General features: G+C 56.9%; 12 protein-coding genes. 10 read left to right on the top strand and 2 right to left on the bottom strand.

The window, feature by feature from the left end; all coding sequences use genetic code 11:
- Positions 1-2: 2 nt before the first annotated feature.
- A complete protein-coding gene (locus K9N21_12285; GenBank protein MCF8144686.1) occupies positions 3-812 on the bottom strand; it encodes a TPM domain-containing protein in 810 nt (269 codons plus the stop codon).
- A 365-nt stretch (positions 813-1,177) separates the two neighbouring features.
- On the opposite strand from K9N21_12285, the gene K9N21_12280 reads away from it, so the two are divergent.
- The gene (locus tag K9N21_12280) at positions 1,178-1,708 is read left to right on the top strand and encodes a GAF domain-containing protein (protein MCF8144685.1); all 531 of its coding nucleotides are present in this window, start codon (positions 1,178-1,180) and stop codon (positions 1,706-1,708) included.
- Between the two features lie 95 nt (positions 1,709-1,803).
- Here K9N21_12280 and K9N21_12275 read toward each other — a convergent pair whose 3' ends face one another.
- The gene (locus tag K9N21_12275) at positions 1,804-3,069 is read right to left on the bottom strand and encodes an MFS transporter (GenBank protein ID MCF8144684.1); all 1,266 of its coding nucleotides are present in this window, start codon (positions 3,067-3,069) and stop codon (positions 1,804-1,806) included.
- A gap of 358 nt (positions 3,070-3,427) precedes the next feature.
- Between K9N21_12275 and K9N21_12270 the strand changes: the two genes are divergently transcribed.
- The 9 genes from K9N21_12270 (at position 3,428) to K9N21_12230 (ending at position 21,873) form a co-directional block, all read left to right on the top strand.
- The gene (locus tag K9N21_12270) at positions 3,428-5,212 is read left to right on the top strand and encodes a sigma 54-interacting transcriptional regulator (protein ID MCF8144683.1); all 1,785 of its coding nucleotides are present in this window, start codon (positions 3,428-3,430) and stop codon (positions 5,210-5,212) included.
- Between the two features lie 251 nt (positions 5,213-5,463).
- Positions 5,464-5,880 carry a response regulator gene (locus K9N21_12265; protein ID MCF8144682.1) on the top strand — a complete coding sequence of 139 codons (417 nt, stop codon included), beginning with the start codon at positions 5,464-5,466 and terminating at the stop codon, positions 5,878-5,880.
- A 161-nt stretch (positions 5,881-6,041) separates the two neighbouring features.
- Positions 6,042-7,964 (top strand): Cache 3/Cache 2 fusion domain-containing protein, encoded by a 1,923-nt coding sequence (locus K9N21_12260; protein ID MCF8144681.1) that lies wholly within the window; start codon positions 6,042-6,044, stop codon positions 7,962-7,964.
- A 386-nt stretch (positions 7,965-8,350) separates the two neighbouring features.
- Positions 8,351-11,590 (top strand): transporter substrate-binding domain-containing protein, encoded by a 3,240-nt coding sequence (locus K9N21_12255; GenBank protein ID MCF8144680.1) that lies wholly within the window; start codon positions 8,351-8,353, stop codon positions 11,588-11,590.
- Positions 11,565-11,966, top strand: a complete 402-nt coding sequence (locus K9N21_12250) for a response regulator (GenBank protein ID MCF8144679.1) — start codon at positions 11,565-11,567, stop codon at positions 11,964-11,966. Before K9N21_12255 ends, K9N21_12250 begins: the two co-directional genes overlap by 26 nt.
- 81 nt (positions 11,967-12,047) lie before the next feature.
- Positions 12,048-14,108, top strand: a complete 2,061-nt coding sequence (locus K9N21_12245) for a response regulator (GenBank protein MCF8144678.1) — start codon at positions 12,048-12,050, stop codon at positions 14,106-14,108.
- Between the two features lie 321 nt (positions 14,109-14,429).
- Positions 14,430-18,266, top strand: coding sequence for a transporter substrate-binding domain-containing protein (locus K9N21_12240; GenBank protein MCF8144677.1), 3,837 nt, complete (start codon positions 14,430-14,432; stop codon positions 18,264-18,266).
- 52 nt (positions 18,267-18,318) lie between these two features.
- The gene (locus tag K9N21_12235) at positions 18,319-21,282 is read left to right on the top strand and encodes a PAS domain S-box protein (GenBank protein ID MCF8144676.1); all 2,964 of its coding nucleotides are present in this window, start codon (positions 18,319-18,321) and stop codon (positions 21,280-21,282) included.
- 171 nt (positions 21,283-21,453) lie between these two features.
- Positions 21,454-21,873, top strand: a complete 420-nt coding sequence (locus K9N21_12230; protein MCF8144675.1) for a four helix bundle protein — start codon at positions 21,454-21,456, stop codon at positions 21,871-21,873.
- Positions 21,874-21,905: the final 32 nt, after the last annotated feature.

The raw sequence follows: 21,905 nt of genomic DNA, 5'->3' as shown, positions 1-21,905 counted from the left end.
CTTCAGAAACCCCCGCCTGCGCCCCCGCCGCCGCTCATGCCGCCGCCGAATCCCCCGAATCCGCCGCCGAATCCTCCAAAGCTTCCCCCCGATCCGCCGTAACGGGTGCCACGCGCCCCGCCTGCGCCAAAGAGAAAGGGAAGGAGAAAGAGCCAGGCCCCGCGCCGGCGCCTCGATATGGCCATGATGATGAAAACGATAACCAGAATCGGGAGGAAGGAGAATCCGGAACTCTTCTTTTTTGGAGGCGTTTCGGGCATTCGCCCCGCCAACTCGACCCCTGCATCTTCGGCAATGATCCGTGAAACCGCCGAGGCACCTGCGAGAAGCCCCTCGCCGAATTTGTCCTCCTTGAGATACGGAACCATGTACCGGTCCCGGATCTCACCAACCAGGCCGTCAGGCAGAATTCCCTCCACGCCGTATCCGGTCTCGATCCGCATCTTTCTCTCTTTGACGGTCACAAAGATGAGGACACCCTTGTCTTCCCCCTTTTTTCCGATTCCCCACTCAGCGTACAACCGATTTGCATAGGCGTTATACTCGGCTCCCCCGATGTCCGGCATGGTGACGACCACCACGGGGATTCCGGTCTTTTGGAGGAGTTCCCCGGTAACAGCGGCAATCTTTTCGGCATATGCTGGAGGAATCACCCGGGCATAGTCATTGACCAGGCCCTCTGGTTTGGGGATTGGACGTTCGCCCAGGGCCGCCACCACAGGGACCAGGCAAAGGAGAAGAACAACGCTTATGAGCCTGAAGAAGGCTGCTCCGGATCGCCCGGGGAGGGTATGTCGAGGCGCGTCAGGCATGGGCCTCCAGGTTATGGGTTGTATTTTCCGGGTTTGTTGAGTTGTTTGGGTTCATTGGGTTCGGGTTTTCCGTTTCCGGCTGGCTTCGCCGTTTGTCTTTAATTGTTATCACATAAAAGCCTTGGCGGTCAATAGGTTATAGGCGCAAGGCGCAAGGGAAGAAGCGGTTTAATAAGAAAACAGCAACGAGCAGGGAGCCAAAAGCTCAAAGCTGAAAGCATCCAGCGTTCGCCCATCCAGTATCCAGCATCCAGCATCTACTTAATAGTTGCATGGAAGACGGAAGTGTGACAGACTGAAAGGAATGACCCGGCCGGTTGACGCATCGGGTTGATCCGAAACCTCAGCACTGCAGGGGCGCTGTTATGACAGAAAACTTTCTGGATATCTCTTCCTTTGCTCTAAGCAGAGTGATTGACATTATTTACAGGGATGAAGAAGAACTGGCCGACGTTCTCCACTTCGTCGTCTCCCTGGCAGCAGAGCTGACCGGCGCAAAAGGGAGCACCCTTCGTGTCCTGGAACAGGGAACCTTTCACCTTAAGGTGGTTTCGGCATATGGTCTCAGTAAGAAATACCTCAATTCAGGGGCCATCGATTCCGGGAAAAGCATCACCGAGATCATGCAGGGGGATATCATCCTTATCAACGATTTTGAGAAGGATCCCCGGATACAGGACCTGGAAGCTGCCCGAAGAGAAGGCCTGGCCGCGGTGATCGGCATCCCTTTTACGGTAAACGAGACCACCTACGCCATACTGAGAATCTACTTCGGATCCAAAAAGATCCCCAGCCACGACGAAATCAATTTTTTAAAGAGTCTGGGAAAACTGGCCTGCCTGGCCATCGAACGGGCCGCCATGCGTGAAATGCGAATCGGCCAGAATTCCGGATAGCATCTCTTCCCCCTCAACTGTCATCCATCGGCCATCATCAAGCACCAGAGGTCAGAAGTCGGAAGTCAGAAAAAGCAGCATCCCAGCACCATCAATCATGAGCCATCAGCCTGGTCCCGCCTGACCAGGCACATGAGTATGCTGCCGATCGCCGCCATGGCCACATTGATCATGAACGGAACATCATAGGATCCGGTGCTGTCACGCAAGAGTCCGCTCACCCAATGGACCGTGATCGCCCCGATACCGTAAAACGGCGTCCACACACCGATCACTGTCCCCATCATCTGTCTGGGAAAAAAATCCCCGGCGCAGGCCCCGTACATCGGAAAGGTGGCCCCGTAAAAAACAGCCATGATCCCAACCAGCAGATAGAGCATGCCCCACGAGTTTCCACTCAGGAGTATCCCGATCAGACACGCGGTAATGAAAGAATTGGAAAGGATAAGCGTCCTTCTCCGGCCCAGATAATCAGACATGGGCAGAACCGTCAGTACGCCGATCACCTGGCACGTCCCGTGCACCGTCGCCAGGAGACCTGCCTTCTCAAACGGGAGGCCGAGCTGGAAGCGGGCATAATCCACCATAAAGGTGGTGATCCCATACAGGCTGTAGGAGATCGCGAAATAGGAGAGCCCCACAAGCCAGAATGTCCGGTCTCTGAACACCATGGAGAGGACCGGGCCCTCAGGCCGGCAGGGTATTGCCGGTCTCTGTTGTCCATCCTCCTCCTTCTGTCCCCACGGCCGGTATCCCACGGACTCGGGAGTGCTCCTCAGGAGGAGTCCGTTTGCCAGGACCATGATAAGGGCACAGAATCCCAGAAAATACCATGCATAGCGCCAGCTCCACTGATTCACGATCCAGGGAAAGGCGATTCCCATGGTGGCAAAACCGAGGCCGTAACCTGTGGAAAGGATGCCGAGGGCCAGTCCCCTCCGCTTCGGTCCGAACCACCGCTGGACCACCGTAATCACAGGCGTCCACATGCCCGTGCTTCCCAGGCCCACAACGGCAAAGGCGATACATGCCATCCAGAAGGAACTGATGCTGCCCATCAGGAGAACACCGGCGCCCAGGATGCCCGCACAGGTGCAAATCACCCACCGCGCACCGAAGCGATCCGTGAGATACCCGGCCAGCGGGGTCAAGGCCACATACGAAAGAAAATAGGCATTGTAGATGGAGCCCCCGGCCGTACGGCTGAAGCCGAGGTCCCCGATCATCACCGGAAGGACGACGCTGTAGCCGAGGCGGACCGAATAATTGATAAAGAGGTTGGCAAAACAGGTCCCTAAAATAATCCAGGCCCAGTGAACGCCCTTTTCTTCTCCCAGAACCGATATCTCTCTCTGTTCCAATCCCTTATCCCAAAAGAGGCACCTGAATAAATATCCGCTTCAGAGGACTCCCCCGGTTGGCTTGTCCCTGGAAGCGGCTGCTTCGGCTAAAAGCCGTACAAATCGGAGCATATCCAGTATCCCTGTTACCCCATCTGTTCATGTACCGTCAATGCCTTTCCATGGATGGGCGGGTTTTCTGACGTCGCCATCTGCCGAGGCGTTATGGCGTGGCTATGGCATCCTTTTGATATCGATGTATTTTTCAGGTCTTATTCAGGAGAGGGCCACTAGTGCATAATTTTTGCATGAGACTGACTCAGGCCAGCCCCATATCAAGTTGGGTTGACCACAAAAGGAGAGAAAGAGACCGTCGCCCATGTTGAATGTATTGGATTGTACGCCCATCGCGCAATTTGCCATCGGAATGGATCACAGAATTACCTACTGGAACCGGGCATGCGAACTGCTGACAGGCTTTTCAGCCCACGAGATGATCAACACGGACCGCCAATGGGCGCCCTTCTATCAGGATAAACGTCCTGTCCTGGCAGACCTTATCGTGGCCGGTGATTTGGAGACCTTTCTACGGGTCTATCAGGGTAAAGGGGCCTCAACGTCAGGGGTCGTCCCCTATGCCTGGCAGGCCACCGATTACTTTGAAGACCTGGGCGGCGTTCCAAGGCACATCTTTTTTGTAGCAGCGCCGGTGGTTGATGCCGAAGGCAGGATCGTCGGGGCCGTGGAGACCCTCCAGGACATCTCCAAACAGGTTCGGGCCGAAAGGGATCTGAGGGCCGGCGAAAAACAGTATCGTATTCTGACCGAAAAGGTAGCCGACGGGATACTGGTCCTCCAGGACAGCACGTTGATATTCGCAAACAGTGCTTCCGCCCGCATGCTTGGGTTCGAAAAGGCCGATGAACTGATCGGCCGGAAGGCCGTGGATTTTGTTGCCGGGGATTTCCAAGAGGCCTTCAGGACCATGGGCGAGGGATTTGAGACCGGGGAGCTACAGGACAAGGTCATTAAAATTCGATGCCTCAGGGCCGACGCCCGGGAGATCTGGGTGGAGGCCCACAATGAATTCATCCATTGGGAGGGTGAACCGGCTATTCTGGCTACCCTGCGGGATATCACCGAGACCCGGCGCCAGGAAATGGCCATCGAGGCGGAGGCAGCGGAGCTCCGGAGCGAAAACAAACGGTTGAGGTATGCGGGCAGAGGTCGATATCGGTTCGGGCGGATTATCGGCAAGAGCGAGGTCATGCAGGAGGTCTATGATCTTATTCTGAAGGCCGCGGCGACCGAGGACAATGTCTTGATATACGGGGAATCGGGAACCGGCAAGGAACTGGCGGCCCGGGCCATCCATGAGTTGAGCGACCGGAAAACCAATGAATTTGTGCCGGTTAACTGCGGCGCCATCCCCGAAGCCCTCATGGAAAGTGAATTCTTCGGGCATAAGCGCGGGGCCTTTACAGGGGCTGTTGCCGATACCCACGGCTATCTGGCCTTTGCCGATGGCGGGGTCCTCTTCCTGGACGAGGTGGGCGATCTCCCGGCGACCATGCAGGTAAAACTGCTCCGCGCGGTTGAAGGTGGAGGATATGCCCCGGTGGGAAGCAATCGAACCGAGACATCGAACTGCCGTATTGTGGCCGCCACCAATAAGGATCTGAAGACATTGGTGAAGGATGGGACGATGCGTGAGGATTTTTTCTACCGGATGCACGTGATTCCGTTTCACCTTCCGCCTTTGAGGGATAGAAAGGAGGATATCCCCCTGCTTGTGGAGCATTTTCTCAAGGCGACCGATAACGGAAAAAATGTATCCCTCCTGCCGGAGAGGGTAATGGAGGCCCTTTATCGCTATGACTGGCCCGGAAATGTCCGGGAACTTGAAAACCTGCTGCGCCGGTATCTTGCCATGGGCCGGATCGATTTTTTGAACCTGGGGCAATCCTCCGGATGGGAGAGGCCGCATTCAAGCGTCACCGGCCTGCAGAAGATGACCCTGGCGGACGCTGTCGAACATTTTGAAAAAGACCTGTTGGTCAAGGCCCTGGAAAACAATCAATGGCACAAGGCACGGGCCGCCGCCAACCTGGGGATCTCCAGAAGGACCCTTTTCCGAAAGCTCAAGAACCTGGAGTTATCCTAGTCCCGTTTCGGGACAGAAGTGTCCCATAAGCAATTTCAAACATAAAATCATATAATTATACTGTTTTATCCTCCCTGACAGTGTCAAAGGTGTCCCGACGGATCCCAGGCCCATCTTTTGATAAAAATCCTCGCATGGCCTGAATATTCTATCTATTACAAATAGTTGAGGAGTTCTCTCATTCTCCTGGCACTGCTTTTGCTCTAAGAGTGTCACCGTCCGCGCATGGATGCGATATTGATGGGGGCTTTATGAATATCCTGGTAGTGGAAGATGAAAATTCCATAGCAAAGCTGATCTCAGAGATCCTGGAGACCTGGGGGCATCGGGTCCAGCGGTCGGGCACAGGGAGTGATGCGCTCGAGAAGGCGCGGAGGGCCGACGTTGACCTGATCCTTCTGGATATCTCCCTCCCGGATATTCAGGGTCATGAATTGATCCCGTTTTTCAAGGCGTCTCAACCTCACGTGGGGATTGTAGCCATGACGGGGAGCAATTCTCGCGAGCTGGAATCGAAGGTTCGACGAGAGGGGGTGATCTATTACATGATCAAACCTTTTGAGCTGAAGGTCCTGAAAGCGGTGGTGGATCATGTGTCAAAGAGAAGGAAATCGCCCTCCTTCTCCCCTGGGCCGGAGGCGTTAGACGTCAGAGCCCTGTTTCCATAAGATGCTGATGCATCATCTCCCGTTATTCAAGGCGGAGATCGGAACGCGGAGCGCGGAGCGCGGAAGCCGGGAACCGGGGTGCCATATTCTCCGTCAAACAGTTCTTTATAATGGGGCGAAACATACCTTAATCGTATCAAACAAATGGAAGGAGTAAAGAGATGAAGAGAAGATCACTCGGGTTTAAACTGGTTGCAGGCGGCATTGCAGTGGTCCTGATACCCTTGGTGGTGATAGGGATTTTTGCGGTGACCAAGGCATCCAGTTCCCTCGAAGCACTGGCAAAGGAACAGGCCGTTAACATCGCCAGGGACCTGGCGAACATGACACAGATGGCGCTTTTGCAGCAGGTGACATTTGCAGAGGAAATGGCCCTGGGAACCGAGATGAGAGAGGCCGCGGCAAAGGTGGCCGACTCGGGCGCACAAGGCGCTGTCGATGAGATCGCCCGGCTGAATGCCCGGTTGGCGGATGCTGCAAAAAAGGTGGGAAAAAATTTTGAGACGATTGTCGTCAGCGATGCCTCAGGGAATGTCTTTGCTGACGGCAGCGGCGGGACTCTGAAGGGGATTTCCATCGCAGATCGCGACTATTTTCATGTGGCGAAAAACGGGAATGCCAACGTCGGCACGGCAGTCAAGTCAAAGAGTTCCGGCCTCCCCGTGGTTCCTGTTTGCGCACCGGTCGTTTCCGGCGAAGGCAAGCTTCTGGGAACCGTCACAACGATTCTGAAGACCGATTTTCTGACCGATAACATCACCTCCGTCAAGTTGGGAGAGACCGGATATCCCTTTATGGTGGACAAAACCGGCCTGGTCGTTGCCCACCCCAATAAGAAGCATATCCTCGAGACCAACCTGGCAAAGACCAAGGGAATGGAATCCATCATGGAAAAGATGCTGGCCCAGAAGACCGGCGTGGATTCCTATTACTTTGAAGGGGAGGACAAGATCGCCGGGTATACCCCGATACCGATTACAGAATGGAGTATCGGCGTGACCCAGCCCTCGGAAGAATTCATGGGGGCCGCCCATGCCATCCGGAACATGATTCTCCTCGTGGGGGGCATCTTTCTGGCCGTCACCGTCTTGGCCGTCCTCTTTTTTGCGAGGGGCATCACCCGGCCCATCATGGCCGCGGCCCACGGGCTCAATGAGGGTTCGGAGCAGGTGGCGTCCGCATCGAGTCAGGTGTCCGCCGCCAGTCAGTCGTTGGCCGAAGGGGCATCGGAATCCGCGGCGTCCCTGGAGGAGACATCATCCTCCCTGGAAGAGATGTCTTCCATGACCAAGCAGAACGCGGCCAATGCCAATGAGGCGGACAGCCTCATGAAGGAGGCCAATCAGGTCATCAGCCAGGCGGATGCCTCCATGGAAAATCTGACCACATCCATGAAAGAGATTTCCACCGCCAGTGAAGAGACGCAAAAAATCATCAAGACCATCGATGAAATCGCCTTCCAGACGAACCTCCTGGCCTTGAATGCGGCCGTGGAGGCGGCAAGGGCCGGAGAGGCCGGGGCCGGGTTTGCCGTGGTGGCTGATGAGGTCAGGAATCTTGCCTTGCGCGCCGCACAGGCAGCCAAGAATACCGCCGGTCTCATCGAAGATACCGTAAAAAAGGTGGCGGACGGCTCCAAGGTGGTGGGCGGGACCAGCGAGGCCTTTGCTGAAACCGTGGTAAGGGTCCGGAAGGTAGGGGATCTGGTCAACGAAATCGCAGCGGCGTCCACCGAGCAGGCCAAGGGGATCGAGCAGATCAACCAGGCGATGGTGGAGATGGACAAGGTGACCCAGCAGAATGCGGCCAATGCCGAGGAATCGGCCTCCGCGTCCGAGGAAATGAATGCCCAGGCCGAAGAGATGCGCGGCATTGTGAGCGATCTGGTTCGCGTCATCGGCGGAAACGAAGAGGCTGGCCAAAGGGTAACCGCCCCGTCGCGCAAAGGGAGTCATCTCCCATCGACCGCCGCAACCCGTCTTCCGAAACAGGCCAATGGGACAAAAAGGCCGGCCCTGAAGCAGGGCAAAGTGGACCCTGAACAGGTCATCCCCTTTGAGGAGGATGACTTCAATGAATTTTAGCGTGAGAGTTCACGATGAATTGATTCCCCGGGACACCCCGAGGTAATAACGGAACCTATTGCGGGCATGGCGTCTAAGTAAGAGCACAAACCATGCCCGCAATACGCCCTTTCTTTCTTTATCCGATCCGGCTCTGTCAAACGTCAACCGCCCGGCCGAATCTTGACATGAGCGATCGATTCACCTATACTCCCCTGTCAGAAAAAAGATTCCTTAACACGTCACGTAGCCTCACTCACGAAAAGCAGAACCGCCTGTCGCCTGGTTTTAAGAAAGTGACTGCTCAGCACCCGTTACAGAAAGACGGTGCTATGGTCTCGTTGGAAGTTCGGGCTTTAAGCCTGTATCCCACCATCCATATTGAAACGTGTTGCTGCGTGAGGTCTATGAACCAAAAAACAAACCAGCACCCTCACCATTTTCTGCAATCGCTGATATTCGTCATCTTGGTGATATTCGTTATTCAGTCACAGCCGGTCTGTGATTCCATCGCCTCGGTTCCGGCCAAAGACGGCATCTCTCAAATCAACCCCAGTGTTTCCCGAGACGAACAAGGCGGTCCTGCGGCCCAGGGTCTGTCTCTTACCCCTGAAGAATCGGCCTGGCTGGCAGACCATCCCGAGATCACCATCGCCATCAATCAGGCCTGGCCTCCCATGGATCACACCGACGCGGACGGCACGCCCCAGGGCATCGGCGTGGGGTTTATCAGGGCCTTGAATGGACGGTTGGGCGGCAGACTGAAGATCGTGCCCCTCCCCTGGACGGATATGGTTGAGGCGGGCAAGGAGAGGCGGATCGATGCCCTGATGGACATCACGCCGAGGCCGGACCGTGAGCCCTTCTTCCATTTTACCAGGCCGTATCTGATAATTCCTCACAGCATTATCGCCCGACAAGATGCACCCTATTACCAGGACCTTTCCGGTCTCGCAGGCAAGACCGTCGGGGTGGAACGTCGGTTCTTCATCGAACGGGTTTTCCGCGAGAAATACCCTGATATCCGGGTGAGGCTGTTCGATACCACCAGCGATGCCCTCGATGCCGTTTCCAAAGGGATACTGGATGCTTACGTGGGGAATCGCGCCGTAGCCATGTACATCATGGAACGGGAGCTGATTACCAACCTGAAGGTTCACGGCAAGGTCCAGGAAACCGCTTCCATCAACGCCATCGGGGTCCGAAAGGACTGGCCAGTTTTGAGAGATATCCTCCAAAAGGCCCTGGATGATCTGAACCGAGAAGAAGTCAGCGCCATCCTGAAGAAATGGGTAGATCTTGACGAAGCAGCGGCCGCGGCAGCCGTTCAACTCTCACCTGCAGAAGAGGCCTGGCTCCAGGACCACCCCAAGGTCCGCATCGGAATTATGAATGACTGGCCCCCCATGAATTTCGTGGACGAGACCGGGAAGCCCCAGGGGATCGGGGTTGATTTCGTCGAGGCCCTGAATGGTCGGTTGCGGGGCATTCTGACTATCGAAGCAGGCCCGTTCGACAACAACCTGGACCGCGTGAAAAACCGGGAACTGGATGCCCTCATGGACATCACCCCGACGAAAGATCGGGAGCCGTATTTTGATTTCACCATTCCCTATCTCACCATTCCCCACGTCCTTGTCGGCCGTCGGGACGGGCCCTATTTCAAGTCGGAAAAGGACCTGAATGGAAAGACCGTGGCCCTGGAGCGGAGCTATTACAACGTTCAGTATTTCCGCGATCATTTTCCCGACGTGAAGACAAGGGAGTACGCGTCCACCAGCGAGGCACTGGATGCGGTGTCGCGGGGCGAGGCCGACGCCTATGCCGGGAACCGGGCGGCCGTAACCTATTTGATTGAGAAGGAGTTGATGGCCAACCTTCGCGTGATGGGGCGGATGGAGAAGCCCCCGGTGGTCCTGTGCATCGGCGTGCGCAAGGACTGGTCCCTGCTCGCAGGCCTTTTGGACCGGGCGCTGGCCTCCATCACCCGTGAGGAGGTCCGGGGCATTCATCGAAAGTGGCTCGACGTCATGCAGGATGCCAGGACCTCCCTGGACCTTACGCCCCAGGAACGGGCCTGGCTCAGGGACCATCCGGTCTTGCGTCTGGGTTACGACACCGACTGGCCGCCGGTCGAATATGTCAACAAGGAAGGGAAGCTGGTGGGCATGTCGGCCGATTTTATGGAGAAGCTCAACGCCATCATCGGGATCGACATCAAACCGACCAAACCTCAGAGCTGGCAAGCCACCCTGGACGAGATGAGAGAGGGAACCATTGATATCCTCTTCTCTGCCACCCGAACCCCCCAGCGGGAGGAATTTCTCCACTTCAGCGAGCCCTACCTCCGGTTTCCCATGGTGATTGTGACCGACCAGGGGGCCCCCTACGTCGGGGATATGAAAGACCTGCGGGGAAAGAAGATCGCAGTGGTCAACGGATACGCCAGCCATGACATCCTGAAGCACAGGCACCCGGAACTCGATCTCCTTTTGGTGGATGACGTCACGACAGGGCTCACCGATGTGACTCGGCGAAAGGCCTATGCCTTTATCGACAGCCTCGCGGCCATCAGCCATGTCATTGGCCGCGAAGGCATATCCGGCGTCAAGGTCTCCGGCGAGACTCCCTACAGCTATCAAATCTCTGTCGCGGTCCCCGAAGACCAGCCCATCCTGGCCGGCATCATTCAGAAGGCCCTCAACAGCATCAGCGAGGAGGATCGCAACGCCATTTTCAAACGCTGGATTTCCGTGACCTATGAGCGGAAGTTCGATTATCGCATGCTGTGGAAGGTCCTCCTCGCCGTGATGCTGATCTTCTCGGCCGTCCTCTACTGGAATCGTCGCCTGGCCCGTGAAATCAACCTTCGAAAAAAAATCGAAGGGGAACTGGTGGAGGCTAAGGAGGCCGCGGAAACGTCCAACCGGGTCAAGAGCGCCTTTCTGGCCAGCATGTCCCATGAGCTGCGCACCCCCCTCAACTCCATTATCGGATTCACCGGGATCATTCTCAATGAACTGGCCGGTCCGTTGAATCTGGAGCAGAAAAAGCAGTTGAAGATGGTCAAGGGGAGTTCCCACCACCTCCTCAACCTGATCAACGATGTGCTGGATATCTCCAAGATCGAGGCAGGCGAGGTGGAGATCACCAAAAACCACTTCAGCATGCCTCAGGTCATTGACCAGGTGGTGGAATCCCTTCGGCCCCTGGCCGAGCAGAAGGGACTGTCGCTGTTTGCCCAGATCGACCCTGACGTGGACAGGGTGGTGAGCGATGAGCGCCGCATCCGGCAGATCCTCATCAACCTGGCCAATAATGCAATTAAATTCACAGAGAATGGCGGGGTCCGAATCGTCTGCCGAAGACAGGATTCGGCCATTGAGGTTCGCGTGACCGACACCGGCATCGGCATCCGGAGCGAGGATATGGGTAAGCTCTTCAAGCCCTTCCAGCAGCTCGATACCGGCACGGCCCGCAGGTACGAAGGGACCGGACTGGGCCTGTCGGTGTGCAAGCGGATTCTCGATATGCTGGGGGGCCGGATCTGGGTCGAGAGTCAATTTGGAGAGGGCTCGACCTTTGCCTTCACGCTCCCATTAAAACCGGAGAAAAAAAATGATAAAAAAGAAGATCCTGATCGTTGAAGACAATGAACAAAATCTCTATCTGACCACGTTCCTGTTGGAAAAACAGGGCCATGACGTGGTCCAGGCCCGGAATGGACAGGAGGGGGTGGATTTGGCCGTTGCCGAACGCCCTGACCTGATCCTTTTAGATATCCAGCTGCCGGTGATGGACGGGTATGAGGTGGCCGGGCGCTTGAAGCAGGCCCGGGAGACCCGATCGATCCCGGTTGTGGCGGTGACCTCCTATGCCATGGCCGGGGACCGGGAGGCCGTCCTGGCCGCGGGCTGCGAAGGGTACATTGAAAAGCCGATCGATCCCGACAGCTTTGTCGAACAGGTGAGAGGATTTCTGAACGCGGAACTCGGAACGGGAAACAAGGCCGGGCCATCCTGACGTTGATGCGTTCATTAAGCGTATTATTTTGGATATCGAGATGGTACATTCTTACCGCGATAGTAGATGAGGAGGTCCTGTATGAGCAAGATTCTTATTGTGGAAGATCATGCGGATAGTCGTTACATGCTCGAGCGCCTCCTTACATCCCGAGGGTACCAGGTCACGCCGGCTGAGAACGGGGAGGAGGCCCTGCGGCTTGCCCAGGAGGACCCGCCGGATGTCATTATCTCCGATATCATGATGCCCGTTATGAACGGGTTCAAACTCTGTTGCGAGGTGAAGAAGGACCCCACCCTGAGCCATCTTCCGTTTATCTTTTATACGGCCACCTTTGTTGACGAGGACGACCGGAAACTGGCCATGGGTCTGGGGGCGTCCCGGTTTGTGGTCAAGCCCACGGACGGAGATCAGTTTTTAGAGATCCTCGAAGACGCGCTGAGGGAACATCGACACGGAATCCTCCCCGTCCCTGAGGGTCCGCTGGAACATCAGGAAACCCTGCTGGAGATGTATGAGAATAGCATTACCCGGAAGCTGGCCGAGACCGTGGAAAAACTCCAGGAGGAACGAAGGGCCTTGATTCAGTCTGAACGCCGGCTCAAAGAGGCACAGGAATTGGCCCATATCGGGCACTGGGAGCTGGATCTGAAAAATGATTTACTGGAATGGTCGGATGAGATCTACCGCATCTTAGGGGTGAAACCCGGGGCCTTTGATCCCTCGTACAAGACCTTGATGGGTATGGAGGTAATCCATCCGGATGACCGGGCCGATGTGGCCAAGGCCCACAGGGATTCGCTGTCCAAAAAGACGGCCTGCGACATCGAATACCGGTTGCTTCTTAAGGACGGAACCGTCAAATATGTGAATGAACGGTTTCAGACCCTCTTTGACGACGATGGCATGCCGATCTGTGCCATGGGGACGATCCAGGACATCACAGAGCGCAAGCAGGACGAGTCAGAGCGCGAAGAATTGCAGGCCCAGCTCCTTCAGGCCCAGAAACTGGAGGCGGTGGGAAGATTGGCCGGCGGCGTGGCCCACGACTTCAACAACCTCCTGACCGTGATCCTGGGCTATGGGGAGATGGCGCTGCAAGATCTCCATCCGGACCATCCCCACCATTCGTTGCTGTCCCAGATTCGCGATGCCGGCAACAGGGCCAGTAACCTGACGCGGCAGCTGCTGGCCTTCAGCCGCAAACAGGTTCTCGAGATGCAGGTGGTGGATATCAATGGCGTGGTGCGAGGGTTTGAAAAGCTGATGCGCCGGGTCATCGGGGAGGATGTGCAGCTGAAGATGTCGGTCCATGGAGGCCCGGTGCGGGTGAAAGCCGATGTCTCCCAGTTGGAGCAGGTGCTCATGAACCTGGCCGTCAATGCACGGGACGCCATGCCCGACGGCGGGGCCCTCGCCATCGAGACCGCCATCGTGGACCTGGACAGGGCCTATTGCTCGACGAAGCCCGACGTCGTCCCCGGCGTCTATGCCATGATCACGTTTGCCGATACGGGCGTCGGCATGGAGGGCGGGATCCTGAATCAGATCTTCGATCCATTTTTCACCACCAAAGACAGCGACAGGGGCACCGGCCTCGGGCTGGCCACCTCCTACGGCATTGTCAAGCAGCACCGCGGCGACATCTGGGTCTACAGCGAGCCCGGCCAGGGGACCACCTTCAAGGTCTATCTTCCCCTGGCCTTGGATGAAGAAGAGACCGAACCCACGGCCATTGAAAGACCCAGGCCCGTCAAGGGTACGGGCACGGTCCTGGTAGTGGAAGACGACCCTTCCGTACTGAGACTGGCCGGCGAACTCCTCAGGGGGTACGGATACCATGTCCTTGAGGCCGTCAACCCGGAGACCGCCCTGGAGCAGGCCCGCACTCACAGGACGCCCATTGATCTGATCCTGGCCGACGTGATCCTTCCCGGCATGAAAGGCCCGGAGATGGTGGAAAAGATCCGGGAGATCCATCCACGGACAAAGGTTCTCCACATGTCGGGGTATACGGAAGATTTGATCGCGGATAACGGAATTCTGGCAAAAGGGGTCATGTTCCTTCCCAAGCCCTTTACGGCTGAAGCGCTTCGGCAAAAGGTGGCCGCGGCCCTGGGGACAACAAAGAATGAAGCATGAATAAGGAAGAAAAAAAAGCGAAATTGGTACGGGTGGAGGGCGTTTTCCATTCTTCACTCTTCAATCATAGTTCTTCATTGTCGAGGGTGGCCATGAAGTCGTTTCTTCCGCGTTCCGTGCTCCGACTTCCGCGTTCAGAATGTGGCCATGGATGGTCATGAGGTAGTCATGGATTGTTATCATCTCGTCATGAAATCGTTCTCCAAGCTCCCTGCTCCTTGCTCCTTGCTCAAACGGTTTCGAGTTCCGCGTTCCGAGCTCGGCGCTCCGCGTTCACCACTGGGCATTTTCCTGGTACTGGCTCTGGCGTGCATGCTGGCTATGCCGTTTGGGGCAATGGCGGCCCCCCCTATCCGGAGCGCCTCCGAGATCGACTACCCGCCTTTTTGCATGGTCGATGCAAAGGGACGCGTCGACGGTTTCTCGGTTGAACTGATGCGTGCGGCCCTGGCGGCCATGGATCGGGAGGTCACCTTCCGCACGGGAACGTGGGCAGAAGTCCGCGGCTGGCTGGAACAGGGCGAAGTCCAGGCCCTCCCCCTTGTGGGCCGCACCCCGGAGCGAGACCCGATCTTCGATTTTACGTTCCCCTACATGTCCCTGCACGGCGCCATCGTGGTCCGGGAAAAGAACAAGGAAATTCACGACATGGGGGACCTGCGCGGACGGCAGGTCGCGGTCATGAAAGGGGACAACGCCGAAGAGTTCCTGAGAAGGGAGAAGCGCGGCATAGAGATCCGCACTACGACCACATTTGAAGAGGCACTGCGGCAACTGTCTGAGGATCAGTACGACGCCGTGGTCATCCAGCGGCTGGTGGCCCTGCGCCTTATCCAGGGAACCGGGCTGACCAACCTGCGGGTCATTGACCGGCCCATTGAGGGCTTTCGCCAGGATTTCTGCTTTGCTGTAAGGGAAGGAGACCGGGAAACGCTGGCCCTGCTCAACGAAGGACTTTCTATCGTCATGGCCGACGGGACCTACCGCCATCTTCACGCCAAATGGTTTGCGGCCCTCCAACTCCCCACCGACCGGCCCATTGTGGTCGGCGGAGATCACAATTATCCGCCCTTTGAATACCTGGATGAGAACGGTCGGCCGGCAGGATACAATGTGGCGCTTACGCGGGCCATCGCGCTGGAAATGGGGCTCGACGTCGAGATTCGCCTCGGTCCCTGGGCGGAAATCGTTCAGGGCATGGAAGAAGGAAAGATTGATGTCATGCAGGGCATGTTTTATTTGCCTGAACGTGACTTAAAGTTCGACTTCACCCAGCCGCACATGGTGAGTCATTACGTCAGCGTTGTGCGCAGGGGCGAGGGCGACCCGCCTGCTACGTTTGCCGATCTGGCAAGTAAACGCATTGTGGTACAACGCGGGGACGCGGCCCACGACTTCCTGGTGGCAAAGGGGATGGGGGGCCAGGTTTCCCTTGCCGAAACCCAGGAGGATGTATTGCGTGAACTGGCGGAAGGGAAACACGATTGCGCGCTTGCGGTACGAATCTCCTCCCTCTACCTGATCGAAGAACGGGGATGGAAGAATCTTGTTCTCGGCCGGCAGGCATTCCTTCCCCTGGAATACTGTTATGCCGCACCTAGTGGTCACAAGGCGATCCTGGCCCAGTTCAGCGAAGGGCTGAAGATCCTGGACACAAGCGGCGAATACCGCCGCATCTACGAGAAATGGCTGGGCAGCTACAAAGAGGGGCCCCCGTCCCTCATGAATGCCCTCCGCTACTCGGCCATGGTCCTGCTTCCTCTGATCGTCATCCTCCTGGCGGTGTTCCTCTGGTTGTGGACCCTGCGCAGGCAGGTGGCGACCAAGACGCGGGAACTGAAGGAGAGCGTGGAATTCCAGCGGGCCATGATCGCCTGTTCGCCCGTGGCCCTGTACAGCATTGGCCTGGAGGGGAATGTGCAGGCCTGGAACGAATCCGCGGAAAAAATTTTCGGGTGGTCGGCCGGGGAGGTCATGGGCAAGCCCCTTCCCATCGTCCCCCAGGATATGCAAGATGAGTTTTCAGCCCTGCGCAAAAGGATCATGGAAGACGGCGGGGTCTCGGGCGTGGAGGTTGTCCGGCAGCGGAAGGACGGGAGCCTCTTTGACGCCAGCCTCTCCGCGGCGCCCATCTACAATGCGCGGGGCGACGTTATCGGCATCATGTCCTCCATGGAAGACATCACCCAGCGAAAGCGGACAGAGGCGGCCCTTCAAAAGAGCGAGATACAATATCGCTCGTTATTTGATCATTCTCTGGATGCATTTCTATTGACTGCGCCGGACGGATCCATCCTTGATGTGAATCCAGCGGCCTGCGAGATGTTTGGCCGGACGGCAGAAGAGATCAAGAAACTGGGCCGCAACGCCCTGGTGGATGTGTCCGATCCCCGTTTGCAGAAACGGCTTGAAGAACGGGCAAAAACGGGCAAGGTGCAAGGCGAAATAACCCTGATCCGTGCCGACAACACCCGATTCCCCGCTGAAATCACTTCAACCATTTATACCGACGAAAATGGTCTGCAACGCTCCAGCATGATCATTCGGGACATTACAGAGCGGAAACAGGCAGAGGCGGTCCTCAGGGAGCGTGACGAGGGCTTTAAGAAACTGTCTGCGCATATTCCCGGAATGATTTACCAGTTCATGAGAAGGCCTGACGGAACCTATTGCCTGCCATTCACCACCGAAGCCATCAAGGACATTTTCGGTTGTTCGCCGGAAGACGTGAAGGAAGATTTCTCTCCAATAATCAGGGTGATTTTTCCCGAGGATTTGGGCAGGGTAACCGATTCAATTGAATTGTCTGCCAAACGCATGACCACCTGGCAATGTGAATATCGGGTTCAGATTCCCGGCAGACCGGTCAAATGGCTCCATGGCGAGTCGTCACCAGAGAAATTGGCAGACGGCAGCATCCTCTGGCACGGATTCAACACAGACATCACCGAACGGCGGCGGGCCGAGGAAGAGCGCGAGAAACTTCAGGCCCAGCTCAATCAGGCCCAAAAGATGGAATCGGTCGGCCGGTTGGCGGGAGGCGTGGCCCACGATTTCAACAACAAACTGAGCGTGATCCTCGGGTACACGGAACTGGCGATGGAGGGCCTGGACAAGACAGATTCTCTCTACGGAAAGCTTCAGGAGGTCATGAAGGCCGGGAAGCAGTCTATTGACATCGTTCGGCAACTTCTGGCCTTTGCCCGGAAGCAGACCATCGCGCCGAAGGCCCTGGATTTAAACGAGACCGTGGAGGGGATGCTCAAGATGCTGAGACGGCTCATCGGGGAAGACATCGATCTATCCTGGGAGCCTGACACCAATCTCTGGCCGGTCAAGATGGATCCGGCCCAGATCGACCAGATCCTGGCCAACCTCTGCGTCAACGCGCGGGACGCCATTTCAGGGGTGGGCAAGATCACCATTGAAACGGAGAACGTGGTGCTGGATAAGAATTATTGTGCCGACCGCCCGGAATTTGCACCCGGCGATTATGTAATGCTGGCGGTGAGCGACAACGGCTCCGGCATGGACAAGGAGACCCTGACCAATGCATTCGAGCCCTTTTTCACCACCAAGGAGGTGGGAAAGGGAACAGGGCTGGGGCTTTCCACGGTGTACGGCATTGTGAAGCAGAACCAGGGCTTTGTGAACGTCTACAGCGAGCCGGGCAAAGGGACCAGCATCAAGATCTACCTGCCCAGGCATCTTGGAGCGGCGGAGGAGGTCATAGAGGCGGCCCGGACCGAAGTGCCTCAGGGCCGCGGCGAGACCATCCTGATTGTGGAGGATGAGGCGTCGGTGCTGCGATTGGCCCAACGGCTTCTCGAAAATATGGGTTATCGTGTGCTGACATCGGCGACCCCCTCAGGGGCACTCACCATTGCCCGGGACCATACCGGTGAGATCCACCTCCTCATGACGGACGTGGTGCTCCCCAAGATGAGCGGAAAAGACCTGGCGGCGGAGATCATGCAGATCCGTCCGAACATCGGTGTCCTGTTCATGTCCGGGTATACGGCCAACGTCATCGCCCACCAGGGGGTGCTGGATGAAGGAGTCCATTTTATCGAAAAACCCTTTACCCAGGAAGGCCTGGCCCGGAAGGTGAGGGAGGCGATGGGAACGCGGAACGCGGAAGTCGGAACGCGGAGCTGAGGGAAAAGTGAAGAAGGAAGAATGGAGAAGGAGGAACGGAGGGTGAAAGGGCATGAGCAGTCCGAAGTTATGGAATCGTAATACCGCTTCCCGTTTGGGGAGGGCGCTCGCCGCACTCCCGGTTCCCGCGCTGATCGTCCTTTTGGCCCTCTTCACGGCCACGGACTATGCAGAGGTCGTGTTTGAATCCCCCTGGCTCCTCACGCTTCTGAACGGGGTCTTTCTCTCGCTGATCCCTGCCATCATCGTCTACTTCACCATCAAGGCCTATCTGGGCAGCGGGTCCATGGGTCTTCTCGGCCTCAGTTGCGGGGCCTTCCTCATGGGACTGAGCGCCTCCGTGACCGGCCTTCTCATCGGCGATGCAGACGGGCCCAACAAGGCCGTTACCTTCTACAACATGGGCTTTTTCCTGGCTGGGGCCTTTCACTGCGCCGGCGCCGCAATTGTCCTGGCCGGCATCGAACCGGAATCCAGCCCGAGGCGCAGGCGGATCACCGTGGCGGGCCTTTATCTCGGGATGGTCCTGGTTATGGGACTGTGGCTCATGGCGGCCCTCAACGGGTTCACGCCGGTCTTCTTTATTCAGGGCGTGGGCCCCACCCTGATCCGGCAGGTCGTACTGGGGAGTGCGGTCGGCCTGTTCGCTCTCTCTGCCGGGCTGGTCGGTCTTTTATTCCTCCGCTCGCGGGCCCCCTTTCAGTACTGGTACGGTCTCGGGCTCTTTCTGATAGCCATCGGTCTCTTCTGCGTGCTCGTCCCCAAAACCGTGGGCTGTCCCATCGGATGGTTGGGGAGATCGGCCCAGTATCTCGGGGCCGTCTATTTTCTTGTGGCGGTGGCGGGCGTTGTGAGGGGGATTCGCACAGGCGGAGTGGTGCCGGGCGAAGGGATCAGCAGCCTTTTTCAGCACCGGCTGGAAAAACTGGTGGCTGAGCGGACCCGGGAACTGACGATCATCAATGAGCGGTTGAAGCATGAGATCAGCGAGCGCAAGCAGGCGGAGGAGGCCCTTCAAAAGGCCCATAATGAACTGGAACAACGCGTCGGGGAAAGGACCGCCGATCTGGTTCGGGAAATCAGGGAGCGCGAGAAGGCGGAAAGGGGATTGCGCGACAGTCATGCCAGGTACAAAGGGATATTTGAAAACACGCGAAACGGCATCGCGGTATACGAGGCCGTGGACAATGGCGAGGACTTCGTATTTATCGAGTTCAATTCGGCCGGGGAGCGAATCGATCACGTGGATCGGAAAGACCTGATCGGCCGTCGCGTAACCGAGGTGTTTCCCGGGGTCAAGGAATTCGGCCTGTTCGAGGTCCTTCAAAGGGTGTGGCGTACCGGAACGGCTGAGAGACACCCGATATCTACCTATAAGGATGGGCGGATTGCCGGATGGCGGGAAAATTTTGTGTACAAGCTGCCCTCGGGGGATGTTGTTTCGGTTTACAGCGATGAGACACAACGGAGACGGGCAGAGGAGGCCCTCCAGGAGAACGAAAAGAAGTACAGGGTGCTGGTGGAGAATGCCGGTGAAGTCATCTTGGTGGCACAGGATGGGCAAATCATGTTCGTGAACCGGAGGATTTCGGATGTTACGGGGTATCTCCCTGAGGAATTGATTGGAAAGCCCTTTAGTGATTACATCCATCCGGACGATAGAGAAACAGTGGCCGAGCGGCATATAAATCAATTGAAGGGTGCGGCCGGGCCCGGGGTAAATCCCTTTCGAGTTATCACCAGGGAGGGCGCGGTCAGGTGGGCGGAGAGCAATATCGTCTTGATCGAGTGGGAAGGAAAACCGGCAACGCTCAACTTTATAACGGATATCACTGATCGCAAGCGGGCGGAAGAGGCGCATGACAAGTTGCAGTCCCAGCTCCATCAGGCCCATAGGATGGAGTCCATCGGGATCTTGGCCGGGGGCGTGGCCCACGATTTCAACAACCTCCTTACCACGATCATCGGCAATGCGCAGCTGGCCCAGGCCGATCTGCCGAAAGACGATCCCCTCAGGGAGGATATGGAAGAGATTCGAAAGGCCGGCGAGCGGGGGGCCATGCTGACCCGGCAGCTTATGACCTTCAGCCGGAGAGAGCCGCGTCAGATGGAGATCCTCGACCTCAACGACGTGGTTGAGGATATGGACAAGCTCCTTCGGCGTCTGGTCAGGGAGAGCATCGAGCTGCGGATGATCCCGGCGCCGGGGCTGTGGAAGATCCGGGGGGACGTGGGACAGATGGAACAGGTGATCATGAACCTGGCGGTCAACGCCAGGGACGTCATGCCGGAGGGCGGGACCCTGACCGTGGAGACGGCCAATGTGGAGCTGGACACGGCATTTTTCCATGCCCATGACGTCGCCGGAGAGCCTGGATCCTTTGTGATGCTGGCAGTGACCGACACCGGACCCGGCATGGATAAGACCCTCCAGGAGCGGATATTCGAGCCTTTTTTTACCACCAAGGAGCGGGGGGCCGGCACAGGGCTGGGGCTGTCCACGGTCTATGGCATCGTCAAGCAGAGCGAGGGCTTTATCTGGCCCTACAGCCAACCCGGCATGGGAACCATCATGAAGATCTACCTCCCCAGGGCCGAAGACGTCCCGAGGAGGGTATTGAAAGAGGAGACGGCAGAAACAGAGGCCGGCGGCGAGGTGGTGCTGGTGGCGGAAGACAATGCACCGCTCCGGGAACTGGCCGTCAAGGCCCTTGAAAAGGCCGGGTACCGGGTCCTGACCGCCGGCGATGGCGAGGAAGCCCTTCGAGTGAGCGAGGCATTCAAGGGAGAGATTCATCTCCTTATCACTGACGTGGTGATGCCGAGGATGGGGGGGCAGGAACTGGCCGGGAGCATTCGGACCCAGCGTCCGGGGATTAAGGTCCTTTACATGTCGGGGTTTCCTGACAGGGACCTGTCACATGCCGGCGCCCTGGATTCGGACGCGACCTTTCTTCAGAAGCCGTTTACCCCTGAATCGCTGTGTTTGAAGGTGAGGGAAACGTTGGGAACGTGATGAACGCGGAAGTCGGAGCTCGGAACGCGGAGCTGAGTGAAGAGAGGAATATGACGAACGCGGAAATCGGAACGCGGAGCGCGGAAGGCTGAGAAGAGGTCTTCCATTTCATACTTCTGAGTTTTGAGCATCCAGTTCCCAACTGCAAATTCAAGCAAGGGAGATTTTGACATGACCGAAAAAGACAAAAAAACCGACATATTTTCCACTCCACGTTCCGAGCTCCGACTTCCCCGTTCGAAAGATGTATTGAAAGAAAGGACAAAGCAATTCGCATTGCGAGTTATTCGTCTGGCCAGTACCTTGCCGGAAACGCATGAAGGAAGGGTCATTCGGGGTCAACTACTGCGTTGCGGGACCAGTGTGGGGGCCAACTACCGGTCGGCCAAAAGGGCACGGTCAACGGCCGATTTCATCAACAAGATGGGGATTGTTGAGGAGGAAGCGGACGAGACCATGTATTGGATCGAACTCATCATAGAATCCGGCTTGATGGATGAGAGCAGAACGGCAGACCTGTACAAAGAAGCTAATGAAATTGTCGCTATGGTGGTAGCTTCTATAAACACTGCAAGGAAACGGAAGAAATAGATTATTGCTTCCGAGTTCCGCGATCCGAGTTC

This window comes from Deltaproteobacteria bacterium (genome assembly GCA_021737785.1).
Classification (GTDB): domain Bacteria; phylum Desulfobacterota; class DSM-4660; order Desulfatiglandales; family Desulfatiglandaceae; genus AUK324.
Note: the sequence above shows the minus strand (reverse complement) of the source record. Positions and strands in the feature narration are given on the sequence as shown.

Bases quoted from the DNA above. Each gene is read 5' to 3' on its own strand.
- K9N21_12230 (MCF8144675.1), top strand. From the start codon at position 21,454: ATGACCGAAAAAGACAAAAAAACCGACATATTTTCCACTCCACGTTCC.
- K9N21_12255 (MCF8144680.1), top strand. From the start codon at position 8,351: ATGAACCAAAAAACAAACCAGCACCCTCACCATTTTCTGCAATCGCTG.
- K9N21_12260 (MCF8144681.1), top strand. From the start codon at position 6,042: ATGAAGAGAAGATCACTCGGGTTTAAACTGGTTGCAGGCGGCATTGCA.
- K9N21_12240 (MCF8144677.1), top strand. From the start codon at position 14,430: ATGCCGTTTGGGGCAATGGCGGCCCCCCCTATCCGGAGCGCCTCCGAG.
- K9N21_12285 (MCF8144686.1), bottom strand. From the start codon at position 812: ATGCCTGACGCGCCTCGACATACCCTCCCCGGGCGATCCGGAGCAGCC.
- K9N21_12265 (MCF8144682.1), top strand. From the start codon at position 5,464: ATGAATATCCTGGTAGTGGAAGATGAAAATTCCATAGCAAAGCTGATC.
- K9N21_12245 (MCF8144678.1), top strand. From the start codon at position 12,048: ATGAGCAAGATTCTTATTGTGGAAGATCATGCGGATAGTCGTTACATG.
- K9N21_12280 (MCF8144685.1), top strand. From the start codon at position 1,178: ATGACAGAAAACTTTCTGGATATCTCTTCCTTTGCTCTAAGCAGAGTG.
- K9N21_12270 (MCF8144683.1), top strand. From the start codon at position 3,428: ATGTTGAATGTATTGGATTGTACGCCCATCGCGCAATTTGCCATCGGA.
- K9N21_12235 (MCF8144676.1), top strand. From the start codon at position 18,319: ATGAGCAGTCCGAAGTTATGGAATCGTAATACCGCTTCCCGTTTGGGG.